General features: G+C 71.2%; 17 protein-coding genes. 4 read left to right on the top strand and 13 right to left on the bottom strand.

Features of this window, described 5'->3' with window-relative positions; translation table 11 throughout:
- Nucleotides 1–20: 20 nt before the first annotated feature.
- From AC1MGR_RS18665 to AC1MGR_RS18675, 3 genes are read right to left on the bottom strand one after another with little or no spacing between them, the layout of a single operon-like run.
- Nucleotides 21–938, bottom strand: a complete 918-nt coding sequence (locus AC1MGR_RS18665) for a transglutaminase family protein (protein WP_480232520.1) — start codon at nucleotides 936–938, stop codon at nucleotides 21–23.
- On the bottom strand, nucleotides 935–3,454 hold the full coding sequence (locus tag AC1MGR_RS18670) for a circularly permuted type 2 ATP-grasp protein (RefSeq protein ID WP_480232521.1): 2,520 nt from the start codon (nucleotides 3,452–3,454) through the stop codon (nucleotides 935–937). The genes AC1MGR_RS18665 and AC1MGR_RS18670 overlap by 4 nt, the downstream gene beginning before the upstream one ends.
- Nucleotides 3,451–6,765: a transglutaminase family protein gene (locus AC1MGR_RS18675; RefSeq protein WP_480232522.1), complete on the bottom strand. Its 3,315-nt coding sequence runs from the start codon at nucleotides 6,763–6,765 to the stop codon at nucleotides 3,451–3,453. Before AC1MGR_RS18675 ends, AC1MGR_RS18670 begins: the two co-directional genes overlap by 4 nt.
- Before the next feature lie 406 nt (nucleotides 6,766–7,171).
- Here AC1MGR_RS18675 and AC1MGR_RS18680 point away from each other — a divergent pair, with 406 nt between their 5' ends.
- Nucleotides 7,172–8,320, top strand: coding sequence for a zinc-binding metallopeptidase family protein (locus AC1MGR_RS18680; protein ID WP_480232523.1), 1,149 nt, complete (start codon nucleotides 7,172–7,174; stop codon nucleotides 8,318–8,320).
- A gap of 27 nt (nucleotides 8,321–8,347) precedes the next feature.
- Here the strand turns inward: AC1MGR_RS18680 and AC1MGR_RS18685 are convergent, their stop codons facing one another.
- The 5 genes from AC1MGR_RS18685 to AC1MGR_RS18705 form a co-directional block, all read right to left on the bottom strand.
- Complete coding sequence (locus AC1MGR_RS18685; RefSeq protein WP_108034467.1) at nucleotides 8,348–8,743, bottom strand: acyl-CoA thioesterase; 396 nt, start codon at nucleotides 8,741–8,743, stop codon at nucleotides 8,348–8,350.
- 79 nt (nucleotides 8,744–8,822) lie between these two features.
- Nucleotides 8,823–8,951, bottom strand: coding sequence for a hypothetical protein (locus AC1MGR_RS18690; protein ID WP_480232524.1), 129 nt, complete (start codon nucleotides 8,949–8,951; stop codon nucleotides 8,823–8,825).
- 189 nt (nucleotides 8,952–9,140) lie between these two features.
- Nucleotides 9,141–9,437 (bottom strand): hypothetical protein, encoded by a 297-nt coding sequence (locus AC1MGR_RS18695; protein WP_056211258.1) that lies wholly within the window; start codon nucleotides 9,435–9,437, stop codon nucleotides 9,141–9,143.
- A gap of 150 nt (nucleotides 9,438–9,587) precedes the next feature.
- Nucleotides 9,588–9,773 carry a DUF1508 domain-containing protein gene (locus tag AC1MGR_RS18700; RefSeq protein WP_108034360.1) on the bottom strand — a complete coding sequence of 62 codons (186 nt, stop codon included), beginning with the start codon at nucleotides 9,771–9,773 and terminating at the stop codon, nucleotides 9,588–9,590.
- Between the two features lie 163 nt (nucleotides 9,774–9,936).
- Nucleotides 9,937–11,424 (bottom strand): DEAD/DEAH box helicase, encoded by a 1,488-nt coding sequence (locus AC1MGR_RS18705; RefSeq protein WP_480232525.1) that lies wholly within the window; start codon nucleotides 11,422–11,424, stop codon nucleotides 9,937–9,939.
- A gap of 400 nt (nucleotides 11,425–11,824) precedes the next feature.
- Between AC1MGR_RS18705 and AC1MGR_RS18710 the strand changes: the two genes are divergently transcribed.
- Entirely contained in the window at nucleotides 11,825–13,243 is a 1,419-nt protein-coding gene (locus AC1MGR_RS18710; protein ID WP_480232526.1) for a lipopolysaccharide biosynthesis protein, read from the top strand.
- Nucleotides 13,240–14,463 carry a GNAT family N-acetyltransferase gene (locus AC1MGR_RS18715; RefSeq protein ID WP_480232527.1) on the top strand — a complete coding sequence of 408 codons (1,224 nt, stop codon included), beginning with the start codon at nucleotides 13,240–13,242 and terminating at the stop codon, nucleotides 14,461–14,463. Before AC1MGR_RS18710 ends, AC1MGR_RS18715 begins: the two co-directional genes overlap by 4 nt.
- Nucleotides 14,464–14,478: 15 nt before the next feature.
- Here AC1MGR_RS18715 and AC1MGR_RS18720 read toward each other — a convergent pair whose 3' ends face one another.
- From AC1MGR_RS18720 to AC1MGR_RS18740, 5 genes are all read right to left on the bottom strand, one after another.
- Nucleotides 14,479–15,249: a prephenate dehydrogenase/arogenate dehydrogenase family protein gene (locus AC1MGR_RS18720; RefSeq protein ID WP_480234835.1), complete on the bottom strand. Its 771-nt coding sequence runs from the start codon at nucleotides 15,247–15,249 to the stop codon at nucleotides 14,479–14,481.
- A 223-nt stretch (nucleotides 15,250–15,472) separates the two neighbouring features.
- Nucleotides 15,473–15,862 (bottom strand): tautomerase family protein, encoded by a 390-nt coding sequence (locus tag AC1MGR_RS18725; protein WP_480232528.1) that lies wholly within the window; start codon nucleotides 15,860–15,862, stop codon nucleotides 15,473–15,475.
- Between the two features lie 34 nt (nucleotides 15,863–15,896).
- Nucleotides 15,897–16,250 (bottom strand): hypothetical protein, encoded by a 354-nt coding sequence (locus AC1MGR_RS18730; protein WP_480232529.1) that lies wholly within the window; start codon nucleotides 16,248–16,250, stop codon nucleotides 15,897–15,899.
- A gap of 15 nt (nucleotides 16,251–16,265) precedes the next feature.
- A complete protein-coding gene (locus AC1MGR_RS18735) occupies nucleotides 16,266–16,520 on the bottom strand; it encodes a hypothetical protein (protein ID WP_480232530.1) in 255 nt (84 codons plus the stop codon).
- A gap of 147 nt (nucleotides 16,521–16,667) precedes the next feature.
- Nucleotides 16,668–16,949: a hypothetical protein gene (locus AC1MGR_RS18740; protein WP_108034352.1), complete on the bottom strand. Its 282-nt coding sequence runs from the start codon at nucleotides 16,947–16,949 to the stop codon at nucleotides 16,668–16,670.
- Between the two features lie 199 nt (nucleotides 16,950–17,148).
- Here AC1MGR_RS18740 and sseA point away from each other — a divergent pair, with 199 nt between their 5' ends.
- The gene (gene sseA, locus AC1MGR_RS18745) at nucleotides 17,149–17,997 is read left to right on the top strand and encodes a 3-mercaptopyruvate sulfurtransferase (protein WP_480232531.1); all 849 of its coding nucleotides are present in this window, start codon (nucleotides 17,149–17,151) and stop codon (nucleotides 17,995–17,997) included.
- The last annotated feature ends 4 nt before the right edge of the window (nucleotides 17,998–18,001 follow it).

Consider the following 18,001-nt stretch of genomic DNA (forward strand, 5'->3'; position numbering starts at 1 on the left):
GCCGGATCGCGGCGAGCGGGTCAGGCGTGGCTGGCCTGGAGTGGAGCCGCTGCTTCGGGCATCGGCTCGCCGTCCGGCACCACGTCCACCTCGACCTTGAGCTTCTGCGGGCCCGAGGCGGACACGATGCCGTCGATGGGGGACACGTCGGTGTAGTCGCGCCCTCGGGCCACGACGATGTGATCGTCGCACATGCCGATGCCGTTGGTGGGGTCGAGGCCGATCCAGTTCTCCCCGCACCAGACCGAGACCCAGGCATGGCTCGCATCGGCGCCGCGCAGGCGCGGGCGCCCGGCGGGCGGGATCGTCCGGAGATAGCCGCTGACATAGGCGGCGGGCAGGCCGAGGCCGCGCAGGGCCGCGATCATGATGTGGGTGAAGTCCTGGCAGACGCCGGCCCGGAGGGCGAAGGCCTCGGCGAGGGGCGTGTGCACGGTGGTGGCCTTGGCATCGAAGGTGAAGTCCGCCCGGATGCGCTGCATCAGGTCGAAGGCGCCGCCGAAGGCGCTCCGGCCCGGAGGGAAGCTCGCCCGGGCATAATCCGTGACCTCCGGGACGAGCGGCACGCGCAGGCTCGGGAACTGGAAGTGCACCGGGCGGTCCGGGCCGAGCCCGCGCCCGTTCACCGCCTCGTCGCGCACCTGCTCCCACGGGCGACCGGATTCCTGGGCCGGCAGCGGATCGCGCTCCACCAGAACCCTGGACAGGGCCTCGACCCGCAGCTCGGTGTGGGGCGTGTCGATCGTGACCGCGGTGGCGTCGAGGCCGAAATAGTCGCGCCGGACGATGCGGGTCCGCGGATCGGGCGTGATCGTGAGGCTGCTCTCCAGCACCGTCTGGCCCTCCCCGTCGCGCGGGCGCAGGCGCAGGGTGCAGCGGGCGAAGCGCACGGGGCGGGCATAGCGGTAGGTGGTGAGGTGGCGCAGCGTATAGATCACGCGAGCCCCACCAGTTTCTCCGGGCGCAGGGCATGCGGACCGTTCGGGAAGTAGCGGGTTGCAACGGCGTCGGCGAGGCCCTCGACCTCGTTCTCCAGGCGCATCAGGGCGGCGCCGTCGAACGCCGCCGCCTCGCCGGTGGCGAACTCGGCCGCGAGCCTGGCGGCGATGCGCTGGTGCGGCTCGGGCAATCCGTCGGCGCGCAGTACCGGAAGCTGGGCGAGATGCCGGGTGATCGCCTCGAGCTGGAAGGCGACCGAGCGCGGGTTGAACGGGTCGAGGAGCACCATGTCGCGCACGGGGTCGAGGGCCACGCCCTGGAGATAGCGCGCGCCGAACGAGACGTGCGAATCGCACAGGGACAGCATCACCCCGAGGTCCTCGGCGGTGGCCCCGTCGCCGGCGAAGCGGGTGGCGAAGGTCAGGGTGTTGATGGCGCGCTCGATCCGGCGGCCGAGATCGACGAAGTGCCAGCCGGCCGTGCGGTTCATGTTCTCCTGGGCGAGCCCCGAGAGCGCCGCGATGTGGCTCAGGGCGCGCTCCGCGAGGCCGAGGAGCTGCGCCTCCGGCAGGGCCCGCCCGGCCTCGATCTCCAGGACCTCCTTCAGGTCCGCAAGCGCTCGCCAGGCCTCGCCGGAGAGGCGTTCCCGCAGGGTCGCGGCGTTGATCCGCGCCGACAGGCTGTGGCGCAGGGCCGAGCCGTAGGTCTCCTGGCCGCCGAGCGCCTGCTGGGCCACGGCCGCGGTGGGCAGGTCGGGAGCAGCGATGGCCCCCCACTCGTCGAGGAGCGCCCGGATGCGCAGGGCGGTGGGCGCCTTCGAGTCGCCCGCCCTGTCGGCGATCACCCCGGACCCGACATTGCCGAGATGCGCGAGGACGAGGCGGATCACCGCCTCGGCCCGCTCGACGTAGCGCCCGAACCAGAACAGGTTGTCGGCGGCCCGCGATGGAAGATGTCCGGCGATCCGGCGCACCCGCGCCGGCCCTGTCTGGAGCAGGGAGACCGGCTCCACGGGATCGCGCGACAGGATCCAGACATCGGCCGACTTGATGCCGGCGCGCATCTCCAGGGGCTCGACGTCGGGCCGCTCCGAGATCCGGCAGAAGCCGCCCGGCATCACGCGCCAGCCTTCCGGCGTCGCCGCCGCGAAGACCCGCAGCACGAAGGGGCGCGGCACCAGCCGCAGGGAGCCGCCGCTCGCATCCCAGGCCGGCATGGTGGCGAGGGGCATCGTCTCCTGGGCGACGTAGTCGAAGGGCCGGTCGCGCAAGGCAGCACCGAGGCGATCGCGCTCGGCGTCGAGGGCGTGCGGGGCCAGGATCGCGTCGCGCACCGCGCCCTTCGGCGGCGTCGCCACCGGGCGCAGGCTCAGGCCGTCGAGCCTGTCGCGGATCTCGTCCAGGGCCTGCGGATCGCCGCACCACCAGGTCTTCGGCCCGGCGAGCGTGAGGTCGCGCCCCAGGAAATGCCGCGCGATCCCCGGCAGGTAGGCGGCGAGCGCGCCGGATTCGAGGATGCCCGAACCCGGCATGTTGCCGACCACGAGGTTGCCGTTGCGCAGGGCTTCCACGAGGCCCGGGACGCCGAGACGCGAAGCCGGGTTGAGCTCCAGGGGGTCGAGGTAGTCCGAATCGATGCGCCGCCAGAGCACGTCGGCCCGCTTGAGGCCGGAGATGGTGCGGATGTGCAGGGCCCCGTCCTGCATCACGAGGTCGTCGCCCTCCACCAGGAGCAGGCCGAGATAGCGGGCGAGCGCGGCCTGCTCGACATAGGTCGAGCTGAACACCCCCGAGGTCAGCAGGCAGATGCGCGGATCGCTGCGCTGCGCGCCCGCCGCGAGGCCATCGCGAAAAGCCTGGAAGAAGGCGGCCAGCCGCTCGACCTGCAGGTCGGCGTGGAGATCGGGAAAGGCCCGCGTGAGGACGAGCCGGTTCTCCAAAGCGTAGCCGGGCCCGGAGGGCGATTGCGTCCGGTCGGCCAGCACCCGCCAGCGCCCGTCCGGCCCCCGCGTCACGTCGGCGGCATAGAGCTTCAGAAAGCGGCCGCCCGGCGGCGTGACGCCGACCAGGGGACGCATGAATTCCGGGCTGCCCGCCACCACCGCGGCCGGCAGCAGGCCCTTGGCCACCAGGCGCTCCGGGCCGTAGAGGTCGGCGAGGATCGTCTCCATCAGCTCGGCGCGCTCGACGATGCCGGCGCTCAGCGTCTCCCAGTCCGCCTGCTCGAGGACAAGCGGGAGCGAGCCCAGCGGCCAGGCATGCTCGCGCTTGTCGCCGTAGATCCGATAGGAGATCCCGGTGTCGCGGATACGGCGGACCGCCGAGACGAAGCGGGCGCCGATCTCGACCTCGTCCATGCCGCCGAGCTGGTCGAGGAACCGCGGCCAGGCCCCCTTGGGCTGGCCGTTCGCGTCCATGAGCTCGTCGGGGACGCCCCGGAGCGGCCGGTATGCGGAGGTCCAGCGCGCGAGGCGCTCGGCCCGTCCCTGAATCTCCGCCGCGGCCGCTGCGCTCATGGCGGGGTCACGCCCGGGGGTGCGGGGGTGCGCAGGTCGAGCGTCATCGGGAACTCGCGGTTGGTCTCCTCGGGCGGCATCGCGATCTTCCCGGGGGTGTGCCCGTGGGCCTGGAAGCGCGCGAGACGACGCCCCTCCGCCTCGTAGGTGTTCACCGGGAAGGTCTCGTAGTTCCGCCCGCCCGGATGGCTGACATGGTAGCGGCAGCCGCCCAGGGACCGGCCGCTCCAGGCGTCGAGGATGTCGAGGGTGAGCGGCGAGTGCGCGGGGATCGTCGGGTGCATCGACGAGGCCGGCTGCCAGGCCTTGAAGCGCAGGCCGGCCACCGCCTCGCCGGACGTCCCGGTGCCGGTCATCGGCAGGCGGCGGCCGTTGCAGGCGATGATGTGCCGGCCGGGCACGTAGCCCTCGACCTTCACCTGCAGCCGCTCCACCGACGAGTCCACGTACCGCACGGTTCCCCCGATCGCGCCCTCCTCGCCCAGCACGTGCCAGGGTTCGAGGGCCTGGCGGAGCTCGAGTTTCACGCCGCCCTGCTCCACCGTTCCGAAGACCGGGAACCGGAACTCGCGCTGTGCCACGAAGGCCGCCGGGTCGAAGTCGTAGCCGGCTCCCCGAAGGTCTTCCAGCACGCCGAGGAAGTCGGCCCACAGGAAGTGGGGCAGCATGAACCGATCATGCAGGCCCGTGCCCCAGCGGACACAGCCCCCCTCCTGCGGCTCGCGCCAGAGCCAGGCGACGATCGCCCGCAGCAGGAGCTGCTGCGCGAGGCTCATGCGCGGATCCGGCGGCATCTCGAACGAGCGGAACTCGACGAGCCCGAGGCGGCCGGTGGGACCGTCCGGCGAGTAGAGCTTGTCGATGCAGATCTCGGACCGGTGGGTGTTGCCCGTCACGTCCACTAGGATGTTGCGGAAGATCCGGTCCACGAGCCAGCGCGGGATGTTGGGCTCGTCGGGCTTCGGTACCTGCGCCATCGCGATCTCGAGCTCGTAGAGACCGTCGTGGCGCGCCTCGTCCATGCGCGGGGCCTGGCTCGTCGGGCCGATATAGAGCCCGGAGAACAGGTAGGACATCGCCGGGTGGCGTTGCCAGTACAGCACCAGGCTCTTCAGGAGGTCGGGCCGACGCAGGAACGGCGAGTCGTCCGGCGTCGCGCCGCCGAGCACCACGTGGTTGCCGCCACCCGTACCGGTGTGGCGGCCGTCGGTCATGAACTTCTGCGCGCCGAGGCGGATCTGCCGGGCATCCTCGTAGAGGTCGGTGGTGATCCGCACGGCGTCGCGCCAGGCCGCGGCGGGATGCACGTTGACCTCGATCACGCCGGGATCGGGCGTCACCTTGATGACGTTGAGGCGTGGGTCGAAGTGCGGCTCGTAGCCCTCGATGTGGAGCGGCTGCTTCAGCTCGGCGGCCGTCGCCTCCAGGTGGCCCAGCAGCTCCAGGTACTCGTCCACCCGCTGCAGCGGCGGCATGAAGACGTGCAGGATGCCGTCGCGCGGCTCCACCGCGAAGGCGGTGCGCACGGCGACGCCGGTCACTCCGGAACCATTCACGGTCTTGGCACCGGGATGGCCCTCGGGCAGCGGGTCTCGGGGCAGCGGGTCTCGGGGCAGCGGGTCCCGGGCCTCCAGGGTGTCCTGGGGCTGGTAGTAGGGATAGTGCTCCGGCGGCACGAAGGGCAGCGACGACAGCGGAAGGCGGTAGCCAACGGGCGAGTCGCCGGGGGTCAGGAAGGCGTGGCCGCGCCGGAACTCCCAGGGCTCCGAGATCCAGAGCCGGTCGGAATCGCTCGCCTTGCCGGTGGGCAGGCTCGCCAGCGGAAGGGCGTAGCCTGCGGCCTCGCCGAGACCGCGCGCGAAGACCCGGGCCATGCGGGCGTTGGTCTCCGGGTTCGGGTAGTGCGGCTCCGCCGTCGTGACGTTGACGGGCAGCTCGTCGCGCTTGTCGGACCAGTAGACCGGGTCCTCGAAGGCCGGGAAGACGTAGGCGCCGAGCCCCAGGCGCTTGGCCACCCCGTCGATGAGAGCCTTGGCCTTGTGGATGTTGGCGTCGCGCGGACCGTCCTCGGGGGCGATCAGGCCGGCATCCTTCCAGACCGGCACGCCGTCCCGGCGCCAGTACAGGGCGAAGGCCCAGCGCGGCAGGCTCTCGCCGGGATACCACTTGCCCTGGCCGTAATGCAGCATGCCGCCGGGGGCGAAACGATCCCGCAGGCGGCGGATCAGCTTGTCGGCGAGGCCGCGCTTGGTCGGGCCGACGGCGGCGGCGTTCCATTCCGGCGACTCGAAGTCGTCGATGGAGACGAAGGTCGGCTCCCCGCCCATGGTCAGGCGCACGTCCTGCTCGGCGAGGTCGGCGTCGATCCGGTCGCCGAGGGCGTCCATCGCGGCCCAGACCTGCTCGGAGAAGGGCTTGGTGATGCGCGGCGCCTCCGCCACCCGGGTCACCGTCATCTCGAAACCGAACTCGACCCCCGCCGGCTCGGCGAGGCCGGAGATCGGCGCCGCGGAGGCGTAGTGCGGAGTCGCCGCCAGCGGGATGTGGCCCTCGCCGCAGAGGAGGCCGGAGGTGGCGTCGAGGCCGATCCAGCCCGCGCCCGGCAGGTAGACCTCGGCCCAGGCGTGCAGGTCGGTGAAATCGGTCGTGGTGCCGGCCGGCCCGTCGACGGCAGTGGTGTCGGGGATGAGCTGGATCAGGTAGCCCGAGACGAAGCGGGCCGCCATGCCGAGGCGGCGCAGGATCTGCACCATCAGCCAGGCCGAATCGCGGCAGGAGCCGCTCTTCAGCGTCAGGGTCTCGGCGGCGGTCTGGACGCCGGGCTCCATGCGGACCCCGTAGGTGATCTCCTGCGCCACCTGGGCGTTCAGGGCCACGAGGAACAGGACGGTGTTCTGCTCGGCGGGCAGGCGCTCCAGGAAGGCATCCACCTCCGGCGCCATGGCATCGTCGAGGACGAGGTAGGGCTTCAGCTCGGCCGTGAGGTCATCCGCGTAGGCGAAGCCCCGCGCCTGCGCGTAATCCTCGACGAAGAAGTCGAACGGGTTGATCACCGACATGTCGGCCGTGAGGTCGACCTCGATCTTCAGCTCGGTGGTCTTCTCCGGAAAGACCAGCCGGGCGAGCCAGTTGCCGTTCGGATCCTGCTGCCAGTTGATGAAGTGGTTCTTGGGCAGAACCTTCAGCGAATAGGCCGGGACGGCGGTTCGCGTATGCGGCGCCGGACGCAGGCGGATCACCTGCGGCCCCAGCGTGATCGGCCGATCGTAGGTGTAGTGGGTGACGTGGTGCAGGGCGGCTTTGATCGACACGGGGGCTCCCGCTGTAACTGGACAGGGCGCCGGGCGGGCGGATCAGCACGCGCCGGCAGCGGAGGGACGGGGCACCACCCTGCGGTGCTCCGAAGAAAGCTTCACCAGAGACATACGCCAACGGAGACCCGCAAGCGATGCCCTTGCGCGCCGGGACCCGGAGGACCGTCGGCACGACGACCGTCTCGCCCTCGCGCCGGGGGATGGCCAGGAGGGATACGGCTCGCGACGGCCTGCAAGTTTCGTGCTCCGGCGTTTCGGCGGCCCCGACCGGGCGGAACGCCGGAACTTCGGTCCTCTCCCGTGCTTTGCCACCCTGTGGCGTGCGGTTAGGCTATGACGGTTCCTTCACGGGCGCCGTGCGACGCTCCGTGGACAGACAGGAAAGGCGTCCCCCGACGGCTCCATGAAAATCTTCCAGTGCCAGGCTTGCGACCAGCCGATCAGCTTCGAGAGCACCCATTGCGAGAGCTGCGAGCGCCGGCTGGGCTATGTCTGCGACGTCCACGAGATGTCGGCGGTGGAGCCCGTCAGCGGTCTCTGGCACGCCTATGCCAATCCGGGCCGCAAGTACCGCTTCTGCGCCAATGCCGATCACGACGTCTGCAACTGGCTGGTCCCCGAGGATTCGCCGAACCGCTACTGCATCACCTGTCGCCACAACCACGTGGTGCCGGACCTTTCCATCGCCTGGAACCTGACCCGCTGGCGCCAGATCGAGGCGGCCAAGCACCGGCTGTTCTACTCTCTCCTGCGCCTCGACCTGCCGCTGATGACCCGAGACGAGAACCCTACCACCGGTCTCGCCTTCGATTTCCTGGTCGATCCGTCCGAGAGCTACCAGATCGGGCCGCCCGTGCTCACCGGTCATCGCAGCGGCCTCATCACCCTCAACATCGCGGAGGCCGACGACGTCGAGCGCGAGCGCCGACGGATGCTGTTCGGCGAGTATTACCGCACGCTCCTCGGACACTTCCGCCACGAGATCGGGCACTACTTCTGGAACGTCCTGGTGCGCTTCGACCAGAGCCTGTGGACCTTCCGGTCCCTGTTCGGTGACGAGCGGCTGAACTATTCCGGCGCCCTTCAGCGCCACTACGCGCACGGGGCACCGCCCGACTGGGAGGAGAGCTACGTCAGCGCCTATGCCACGGCCCATCCGTGGGAGGATTTCGCCGAGACCTGGGCACAGTACCTCCACATCGTCGATACGCTGGAGACGGCCAGCACCTTCGAGATGCATGTGCGCCCGCGCTTGCGCCACGGCTCGTCGGAGCCGGTTGTGATCGACTTCGACCCCTACCGGATGACGGATTTCAGCCGGATCGTGGAGGCGTGGCTGCCCCTCACCTATGCGGTGAATTCCCTGAGCCGCAGCATGGGCCAGCCGGCGCTGTTTCCGTTCAAGCTGACCCCGGCGGTGATCGCGAAGCTGTCCTTCGTGCACGAGCGGATCGAATCGGTTCGCTGCATGGGCAGCCCGGATGCGGATACCGATGTCCTGAAGGCGGTCATCACGGGCCTGCGCCAGAAGGTGGCGGCGCCCAACGCCTGAGCCGCCCAGTCCCGTCGACGTAGGCGGTCAGGTCGGCTCGATGGCGCGCGGACGGCCCTCATCGTCGATGGCGACGAAGGTGAAGGTCGCCTCGGTCACCTGTTCCCGCAACTGGGTGCGGAAGCGCCGGGCCCAGGCCTCGACCTCGATCTTCATGGAACTGCGCCCGACCCGGTCGATCCGGGTATAGACGCAGAGCACATCGCCGACCCGCACCGGGCGGATGAACGTCATTGCGTCGACCGCGACGGTCACCGCCCGCCCCTGCGAACGCTCGACGGCGGCGATACCGCCCGCCTGGTCCATCTGCGACATGACCCAGCCGCCGAAGATATCGCCGTTGGCGTTCGTGTCGGCGGGCATCGCGATGGTGCGCACCGTCAGGTCGCCGCTGGGGCGCCGCGCCTCGTCCGTTTCCGCCATGATCCCGCTCATGTCCCACCCTCGACCGCCAGCACTGTAGGCCGATGCCGGGCCTTTTGCCGAGGCATCGCGACCGCCTTCAGGGCATCACGTCGGCAAATTTCAGGGCACCGGCCAGGATGATCGCGCAGGCGGACAGGAAGACCTCGAGGGGGACCGACTCCCAGAATGCGCGCGCCTCCGCACGGCGGGCCGCAAGGACGTTCATGGCGTAGCCTCCCAAGCGGCGCGATCCGATGTCGGCCGTCTCTTGTATCGGCAACTTATCGCATGGGACCGCTGCATGACAGTGTGGTGCTTGAATTTTAATGCCATGAACGAGAACGGCCCGGTCCTCGTCGCAACGAGAACCGGGCCGTCGATGGATTGGCGTCCGGAACCGGACGCGGCTGAATTCTTAGTAGTAGAAGCGGCGCGGGCCGTAGAAGCGACGCGGACCATAGAAACGACGCGGGCCGTAGAAGCGGCGCGGGCCATAGTAACGGCGGCCGTAGAACGGGCGCGGGCCATAGAAGCGACGCGGGCCGTAGAAGCGGCGGCGATAGCCATAATACTGAACCGTCTGCACGGCGGCCGGGGCAGCCTCGCTCTGGAGCGCGAGGGCAGGTCCGACGGGGGCGGCCGAAGCGCCCTGTGGCGCGGTCGCGGCGAAGCCTAGGGCCAGCAGCGCGGCCAGCACGAGTTTCCTCAGCACGTTCTCAACTCCCTGTATTCTGTCGAGTCTCGACACCCCGGCATCCCTCGTTGCGAGGCCCGGATGCAGCAAACGCACGAGGGGCGAAAGCGTTTCCCTCCACCCGCCAAGCGTTGCCGTAATGGTCAACGAAGCCCTGCGGGGCCTGCGTCAGGCGATCTTCAGAGTCATGTCGACCGTGGGCGCCGCGGCACTACCCTTCACCAGGCTGATACCGTGCTCGCAATCCTCGCGACGTACATAGGCTTCCGCCGAATCTGCGATGACGTTGCCGTTCTGGGACCGCAGGCGCCAGCGCCAGCCGCCAGCGGAATCCCGGTAGAGTTCGAACCGCATCGCCCAAGCCTCCGAAGCGCCCGGGCGGAGCGCCCGGCTCCTGTGATGTGGCCCTGCGCCGCGGCTTGGCAATGCCCGGGGTACCCGTCGCGAAAACGCCGCCCCGGAAGCCGGGACGGCGTTTTCGTGCTTCAGACGATGCGCTCTGCGTCAGGCGATGGGATCAGGAACGGGGTCCGCGATCCAGCCAGCCGATGGCGCGACCCTCGCCGCCGCCCTGCGGACGGGGCGCCCGGGGGCGCTCGCCGCGCGGCTCGGTACGGGCCTCACCCTGGGCAGCCGGACGGCGATCGCCGCGGCCATCCTGAGGACGGGCGGCGCCGTCGGACCGGGCCGGGCGTCCGGACCCGCCGCGGTTCTCACCGCCGCGACCCTCGAAGCCACGACCTTGGCCGGGACGTCCACCCGGGCGGCTGCTCGGGCGCTGGCCCTGGCGCTGACCGGGACGCTGGCCGTTCGGCGCCGGGCGGCGCTCCTCGGCCTGGGCGTTGTCGGCCGCCTCCTGGCGGGACGGCGGGCTGAAGCCCTCGGGGAAGCCCGCCACGGGGATCTTCTGGCGCGTGGTGCGCTCGATGTCCCGCAGGTAGGCCTTCTCCTCGTCGTTGCAGAACGAGATCGCGAGCCCGTTCGCCCCGGCGCGCGCCGTGCGGCCGATGCGGTGGACGTAGCTCTCCGGCACGTTCGGCAGGTCGTAGTTGATGACGTGGCTGACAGCCTCGACGTCGATGCCGCGGGCCGCGATGTCGGTGGCGACGAGGACGCGGCAGGAGCCGTCCTTGAAGGCCGCCAGGGCCCGCTCGCGTTGCGGCTGGGACTTGTTGCCGTGGATCGCGGACGCATTGATCCCGACCTTCTCCAGGCCGCGGACGACGCGGTCGGCGCCGTGCTTGGTCCGGGTGAAGACGAGGACGCGCTCGATCGCCGGATCGCGCAGGATGTGGTTCAGCAGGGCCTGCTTCGCGCCGGTATGGGCGAAGATGACCTCCTGGGTCACGCGCTCGGCCGTGGTCGCCACCGGGGTCACCGCGACCTGGACCGGATCGCGCAGATACTGGTCGGCGAGGCTGGCGATGTTCTTCGGCATGGTGGCCGAGAAGAACAGGCTCTGGCGCTCGCGCGGCAGCATCTTCACGATGCGCTTGAGGGCGTGGATGAAGCCGAGGTCGAGCATCTGGTCGGCCTCGTCGAGGACGAGGATCTCGACAGCCTCGAGGGTCAGGGCGCGGCGCTCGATGAGATCCATCAGGCGACCGGGGGTCGCCACGAGAATGTCGACGCCGTTGGCCAGCGCCTTCTCCTGGCGGGAGATGGTGACGCCGCCGAACACCACGGTGTTGGTGAACGAGAGGTACTTTCCATAATCGGAGAAGTTCTCGGCGATCTGGTTGGCGAGCTCGCGGGTCGGCGAGAGCACGAGCACGCGGCAGCCGCGGCGGATCGGCCGGCGCGGGGTCTCGGCGAGGCGGTGCAGGATCGGCAGCGCGAAAGCCGCCGTCTTGCCTGTGCCCGTCTGAGCGATGCCGCAGAGATCGCGGCCCTGCATGGCGGGGGCGATGGCCTGGGCCTGGATCGGGGTCGGGCTCTTGTAGCCCGCCTCTTCCAGGGCGCGCAGCACGGGCTGGGCGAGGCCGAAATCGGTGAATTGGGTCAAGGAATAACTTTCAGGCAGCGGGACCGTGCCGGACGCCCTCGTAGCGAGGGGAACCGTCGAAAATGGTGGCCGGTCCGTTGAGCTGGAGCCGCCCGCGTGCTGGGGCAGTCCGGGTGCATGCACGTTGAAGAGAGGGGCTCAGGTCGCGCGGGGCCCGCAGAAGCGATCCGGCAATCCGTCACGCAGCCCTCTCAAGCGGAACCATGACGGCCGCTGACGCTGCACCTGCGATATGATCCTTCGCGGTTGCGAAGTCAATGGCCACGCCACCGCGGGTGAGAAGCGCATCGCGTTCCCCACCGGCCGGGCGGGAATGACGGGGGAACGGATTGACGCGGCGGCAACACTGGCGTGTTAGCTCGTCCCACGAGCCGGGCCGCCCGGCGCTTGACGGGTCCGGATGATCGCGCGCCACACCCTCACCTATGTCGGCTCGCGGGGTGTCGCCGCAGCCCTGAACATGGGCGCCCTCGCGGTATTCACCCGGCTCGCCCCCCCTGAGGTCTTCGGGCTCTACCTGCTCATCCTGTCCTGGGCGCTGGTGCTTTACAGCGCCACCTGCCAATGGCCGAAATTCTCGTTCTTCGCCCTCTATGCCGAGGACCGGGCGGTCCTGCAGGTCGGCACCGTCGTGCGGCTCCTCGGCGCGATGGTGGCCCTCGCCGCCCTGGTCGCAGCGGTTGCGGCGGGGCTCGGGCTCTTCGAGCCGCACGCGGCGCTCGCGATCTTCGCCGCCGTCTTCGGCATGATGGCCTTCGAGGGCGCCGCCGAGATCGCGCGCACGCGCCTCGAGGTCGGCGCGGTCGCCCTGTCGGTGGTGCTGCGCGCCGTCCTGGTCCTGGCCCTCGGCAGCAGCGCCCTCCTCCTCGGCGGCGGCGCGATCCCGCTGCTCCTGGCCACCGCCGGCGCCAACCTCATCGCGGCGCTGCCCACGCTCTACGTCATTCGCGGCCTGCTGCGGGGCGGCGGCAGCTGGACGGAGGCGCGGCGTCTCCTCGCCTATGGCTGGCCCCTGGTGCTCTCCTTCGGGGCGGCCGCCCTGGCGCAGACCGCCGACCGTCTGGTGATCGGCGCCAGCATCGGCGTCTCGGAGCTCGGGGCCTACGGCGCCTTCGCCGATTTCTTGCGCCAGAGCTTCGTCGTCTTCGGCGACAGCGTCGCCCTGGCGCTGATCTCGATCGCCAAGCGCGACGCCCGCGACGGCGGGATTGCCGCAGCGCGTCCGGTGCTGGAGGACGCCATCCGCCTCCTCACCCTGATCGCGGCCTTCGGCGCCGTGTTCTTCCTCGCCTTCGACGGCGTCCTCGTCACCCTCCTGCTCGGTCCCGACTACCGCGAGACCGCCCTGCGGGTGGCGCCGCTCCTCGTGGCGGCCAGCATCCTGCAGATGTTTCGGTCGTATTATTTCGGGCAGGTCATCTACTTCACCCAGAAGAGCCAGCTCGACGCCGTCGCCTCGCTGACGCTGCTCGTGGCGATCGGCGGGCTTTCGGCCCTGCTCATCCCGCGCTACGGCGTGGAGGGCGCCGCCATCGCCATGGCGACCGGCCAGGCCCTGGCCTGCCTCGTCTTCGTCGTCGGATCCCGTGAGCGCTTCCGCATGCCGGTCCCCCTGCGCGACCTCGCCACGATCGGAGGCTTGGCCCTGGCCTGCGCCGTCGTGATCGCCGGGCTCGACCGGCTTCCCCTGGATCCGGGCCTCGCCCTCGGCCTGCGTTTGACCTGCCTCGCCGCCGTCTCGGCCGGCACCGCTTGGGCGTTCAACATTCTCGGCGTTGCCGATCTGGCGGCGCGCCGCTTCGGGCGAGCCGCCTCATGAGCCGAATCGCCCGGCGACAGGTCGCAACCCCCGACGGCCTCGTGGTCGCCCTGCGCCCCCTGGCAGCCGACGCGCCCTGGATCGCGGCCTGGCACGACCTCGGCCGCCGGCCCCTGGTCGACAACCTATTTTACGATCCCGACTACGCCCTGCCCGCCGCCGGCGCCTTCGGGAGCGGCGTGCAGGTCGCCCTGGTCGGCGACCGCGCCCCGGAGGAGCCCGGCCTGCGCCTCGTCGCGGTCTGGCCCCTGCGGGTGACGCGGTGGCGCTGGGGCCTGCCGCTCCTGCTGGCCATGGGCTGGATGCATGATTTCGGCATCTTCGGCGCCCCGCTTCTCGACGGCGCCGAATCGGGGCGCGCCCTCGACGCGCTGTTCTTCGGCCTGCGCCGCCTCGTCGGCCCGCGCCTGATGCTGACCCACGTCCCGACCTCCGGCTCCTTCGCGGACCTGCTCTCGGACTGGCTCGGCCGCCACCGCCTGCGCCATGCCCGCTTCTGGGCGCACGAGCGCGCCTTCCTGGACCTGACCGGCCGGGACGCCGGCGCGCGCGCGGCCTATCTCGGGCATCTGTCGTCCCGCAAGCAGCGCAAGCTGCGCCAGGCCTGGGACCGCCTGAGCGCGGACGGCCCGGTCACCTTCGAGACGATCCGCGATCCGGCCGCGCTTCCGGCGGCCATCGACGACTATATCGCCCTGGAGGGGGCCGGCTGGAAGGGCGCGCGCGGCACCGCCATCGCGGGCGACGCGGTGCAGACCCGGATGATGCGCGCCTTCGTGAGCCGTCTCGGCGCGCGCGGGGCCGTCCGCATCGATCGCCTGCGCCGGGACGGCCACACCCTGGCCGCCGTGGTCAGCTTCACGACGCGCGGACAGCTCTGGAGCCTGAAGATCTCCTACGAGTCCGCCGTCGCCCGGCACTCGCCCGGTGCCCTGGCCTTCCAGCGCCTGACCCACGCCATCCTCGCCGATCCGGCCCTGACCACGGCGGATTCCTGCGCCCCGCCGCACTACCCCCTGCCCGAGACCTTCTGGACCGAGCGCCTGGCCCTCGCCCATATCCTGGTCGAGGCACCCGGCGGCGACCGGCTGTTTCCCCTCGCCGTTCGCCTGGAGGGCTGGCGAGCCGGGGCCAATCTTCGCCTGAAGGCATGGCGTGACCGCCTGCGGGCCCGCCTGTCCGGCGCTTCCGCGGACCGGACGCCTGAAACCGAGGCCTGACGAAACCCCAAGCCCTCAGGCGGCCCGGACCACCGAGTCCGGCCCGTCCGACAGGTCGTGAGCGAGCCGGGACGCCTCGGTGACGAAGCGGCGGCGGACCGCGCCGGCATAGGGGTTGGCCCGCTCGATGGCGTCGAAGACCTCCGGCGCGTCGTGGCGCACCATCTCCACCGCCTGCATCAGCAGATCGAAGCTCCGGGTGGTCATGCGGGTCGGCAAGGGCTCCATCCGCACCATCACCTTCGCGATGAGATGGGTCAGGCCCTGGACGGCCGCCGCGTCCCGGTCATGCGCCTCCGGCGTCGTCAGGATGACGTCGAGGCCGAGGTGCCGACGCAGGAAGGCTGCGACCCGCCGGGTCCGGCCACCCCGCACTTCGCAGAGCGCAATCTTCAGGCCCCGGAGTCCGTCCCGGGCGCTCTGCGGCCCGAACAGCGGATGGGTCGCCACGATGGCGACGTGCGCCGGCAGCCCGTCGCGCATCGCCGCGGCGGCGACCGCCTTGACCGAGCCGACATCGAGCACGAGGGCGCCCGGGCGCAGATGCGGACCGATGGCCGCCACGAGCTCGGGAATCGCCGGGACCGGGGCCGCCAGGATCACCACCGGGCAATCCGCCGCCGCGCGCAGGGTGCCGGCGATCACGTCGGGCCCGGGCTCGGCCGGCATCGCCGGATCGTAGGCGTGGATGGCGAAGAAGGGGGCGAGGTGGCGCGCCACGAGGCGGCCAAAGGCGCCGAAGCCGATTAGGCCGAGGCGTGGACGGGAATGCTCTGGGAAATGAATCGGCACGGACGTGACCTCGGTGAAAGCCGGGCCGTCGACGTCTGGTCCTGGAAAGAGATCAACCGCCGACGACGCAGCGGTTGAGACATGACGAGCCCCGCGCCGCTAAGGATGCGGCGCCGGATACGAGCGGGGGCGAAGGACGGTCGTCATGATGGCGCGTGTCTACGGGGGCGGCGGGCGTCGCGTCAACGCCGGCGCCGCGCGCCCGAAGGCCCGGTCGTCAGGCCGGCGCGTACTGCATCTCGCCGTTGCCGAAGGACCAGTTCTCCTTCACCACCTCGATCAGGTTGATGACAACGTCCTCGCGGCGGATGCCGGCCCGCGCGGCGATCTCGTCGGCGATCTGCCGGTACAGGGCACGCTTGACCTCAACGGAGCGGCCCACATTCCAGGTGATCTGGATCATCACGAGGTCGTCCGTGTAGGTCACGCCGAGATAGCCGGCCTCGGGCGCCACGATCTCCCCGGCCTCGTGGCGGGTGACGATCTGGAATTTGTCGTTCTCGGGCACGCCCGCCACCGCGCGCAGGGCGGCATAGACCACGTCGCCGACGATGCGGGCGCGGTCCGGCGATGCCGAGCGGTTCAGGTCGATGCGGACGAGGGGCATGGCGATCTCCTGACGTGCGTCGGCCCGCCCCGACTCACCAGCCGAAGCGGGCGATCTCGCCGAGGCGCGCCTGGACGGCGGCCTCGTCGCGCCCGAGGGCGGCGGCGCGCTGGGACAGGGTGTAGCACGTCGCACAGAAACCGACCTGCATCAGCGGAATGCCGTCCGCCCGGGCCCGCGACACCGATCCGATCAGGCAGGCGATGACGGAGTCGCCCGCCGGAAGGCCGAGACAATCGGCCCGCGGGCTGCCGAAGAGCGGCCGGTTCGGCCAGGCGAGCGACACGGTCGTCCCGCCGCGCCGGTCGGGCGCCGGGGGCACGGTGTAGCTGCGCACGAAGAGGGCGGCGAACAGCAGGACGAGACCGGGCAGGATGAGGGCGCGCATGGCGGGGCCGCTCCGTCAGGCCGGTTCGTCGAACCGGCTCCAGCGGAACACCTCCGTGCCGGCGCCGTCGATGACCCGCACGGCCTCGGCGGGCGCGCCGCTGCGTTGCGGCGCCCGGGCGCGGGCGAACAGGGTCAGGGCCCGCTCCTTGGCGGCCTCGACGGTGTAGGTGCGCACGGAGACGCGCTGGCTCACGGGATCCTCGCCGCGCGCGCCGGCCTCGTCCTCGGAGGCGAGGACTTCGATGTGGTAGGTCTCGCGCGGGGTCACGGCGGCTCCATCACGCTGGTACGGGCCGACCATCCATAACCGCAGCGGCCGTACCTTGGCACCACGGCCGGGCCGACTGCGACGAAAAAGGCCGGGCGCGCGGCCCGGCCCTCGCCCGGATGTTTGACCAGGATCGTGGCGAAGGCGTCAGCGGTGGGCGGCGCCGGAAGGCGGCGCGCTCGGCGCACCCGTGCCCGGCGCGATGCCACGACCGGCGCTCGGCAGCGGGGCGGCGTTCGGGTTGCGGACGGCGCCCGCGCCCGGGGCGGTCCCGGTGGTCGCGGGCGAGCCGGCGGCGCTGCCGCCGAGGCTGGTGCCGGAATTGCCCACGGAGCCCTGGCCGGGGCTGGTCACGGAGGATTGCGCCTGGGCGGCGCCGGAGAGGGCGAGGCCGAGGGCGGCGGCGAGGAGGAAGGTCGGACGGCGCATGGCGGCTGTTCCCGTGTCGAGGAGGGGGATGATCAGGATCGACGTCACGGTTCAACGCGGGCCGGGAACGCCGAGTTCAGATCGCAAAGCGTTCGCAGAGTGGTGCAACCGGCTGCCGGATGTGGTTTGGTGGCCACTTCCGAAGACCCTCCTGGCGAGTCCGGCCGGACGCGTTCCGGCCCATAGAACAGAGAAAACCATGCCGACGACGCCCTTTGTCACGGCCGACTGGCTCCATGCCCGTCTCGGCGCGCCCGACATCGTGATCCTCGACGGATCCTGGTACCTCCCCGCCCAGGGGCGCGATGCCCGGGCCGAGTATCTGGCCGGTCACATCCCCGGCGCGATCCGGTTCGACATCGACACCATGAGCGACGAGAGCTCGCCGCTGCCCCACATGCTGCCGCGCCCGGAGGTCTTCGCATCCCGCATGCGGGCACTGGGCATCGGCGACGGCGCCCATATCGTCGTCTATGACGGGATGGGCCTGTTCTCGGCCCCCCGGGTGCGCTGGATGCTGAAGGCCTACGGTGTCCGCGACGTCGAGATCCTCGAAGGAGGCCTCCCGGCCTGGGTGGCGGCGGGCTACCCCCTCGAGGACGGCGAGGGCCGGCCGCGCGCCCGGCGCCACTTCACCGCCCGCCTCGACCACGGCGCCGTGGCGGATGCCTCGGACATCGCCCGTGCCCTGGACACGGGCAGCGCCCAGGTGGTCGATGCCCGCTCCGGCGCGCGCTTCCGCGGCGAGGAGGCGGAGCCCCGCCCCGGCGTCCGGCCCGGGCACATGCCGGGCGCGCGCAACGTCCACTACGCCGCGCTCCAGAGCGACGGCCGCCTGAAGGACGAGGCGGCCCTGCGCGCGGTCTTCGCCGAGAACGGCGTCGACGTGAGCAAGCCCGTGGTCACCACCTGCGGGTCCGGCGTCACCGCCGCCATCGTCGCGCTCGCGCTGGAGACCCTGGGCCGACCACCCCGCGCCCTCTACGACGGCTCCTGGTCGGAATGGGGCTCGGACCCGGCACGTCCCGTTGCCGCCGGCCCGGCCTGACGCG

Source organism: Methylobacterium sp. BI1, from assembly GCF_056680125.1.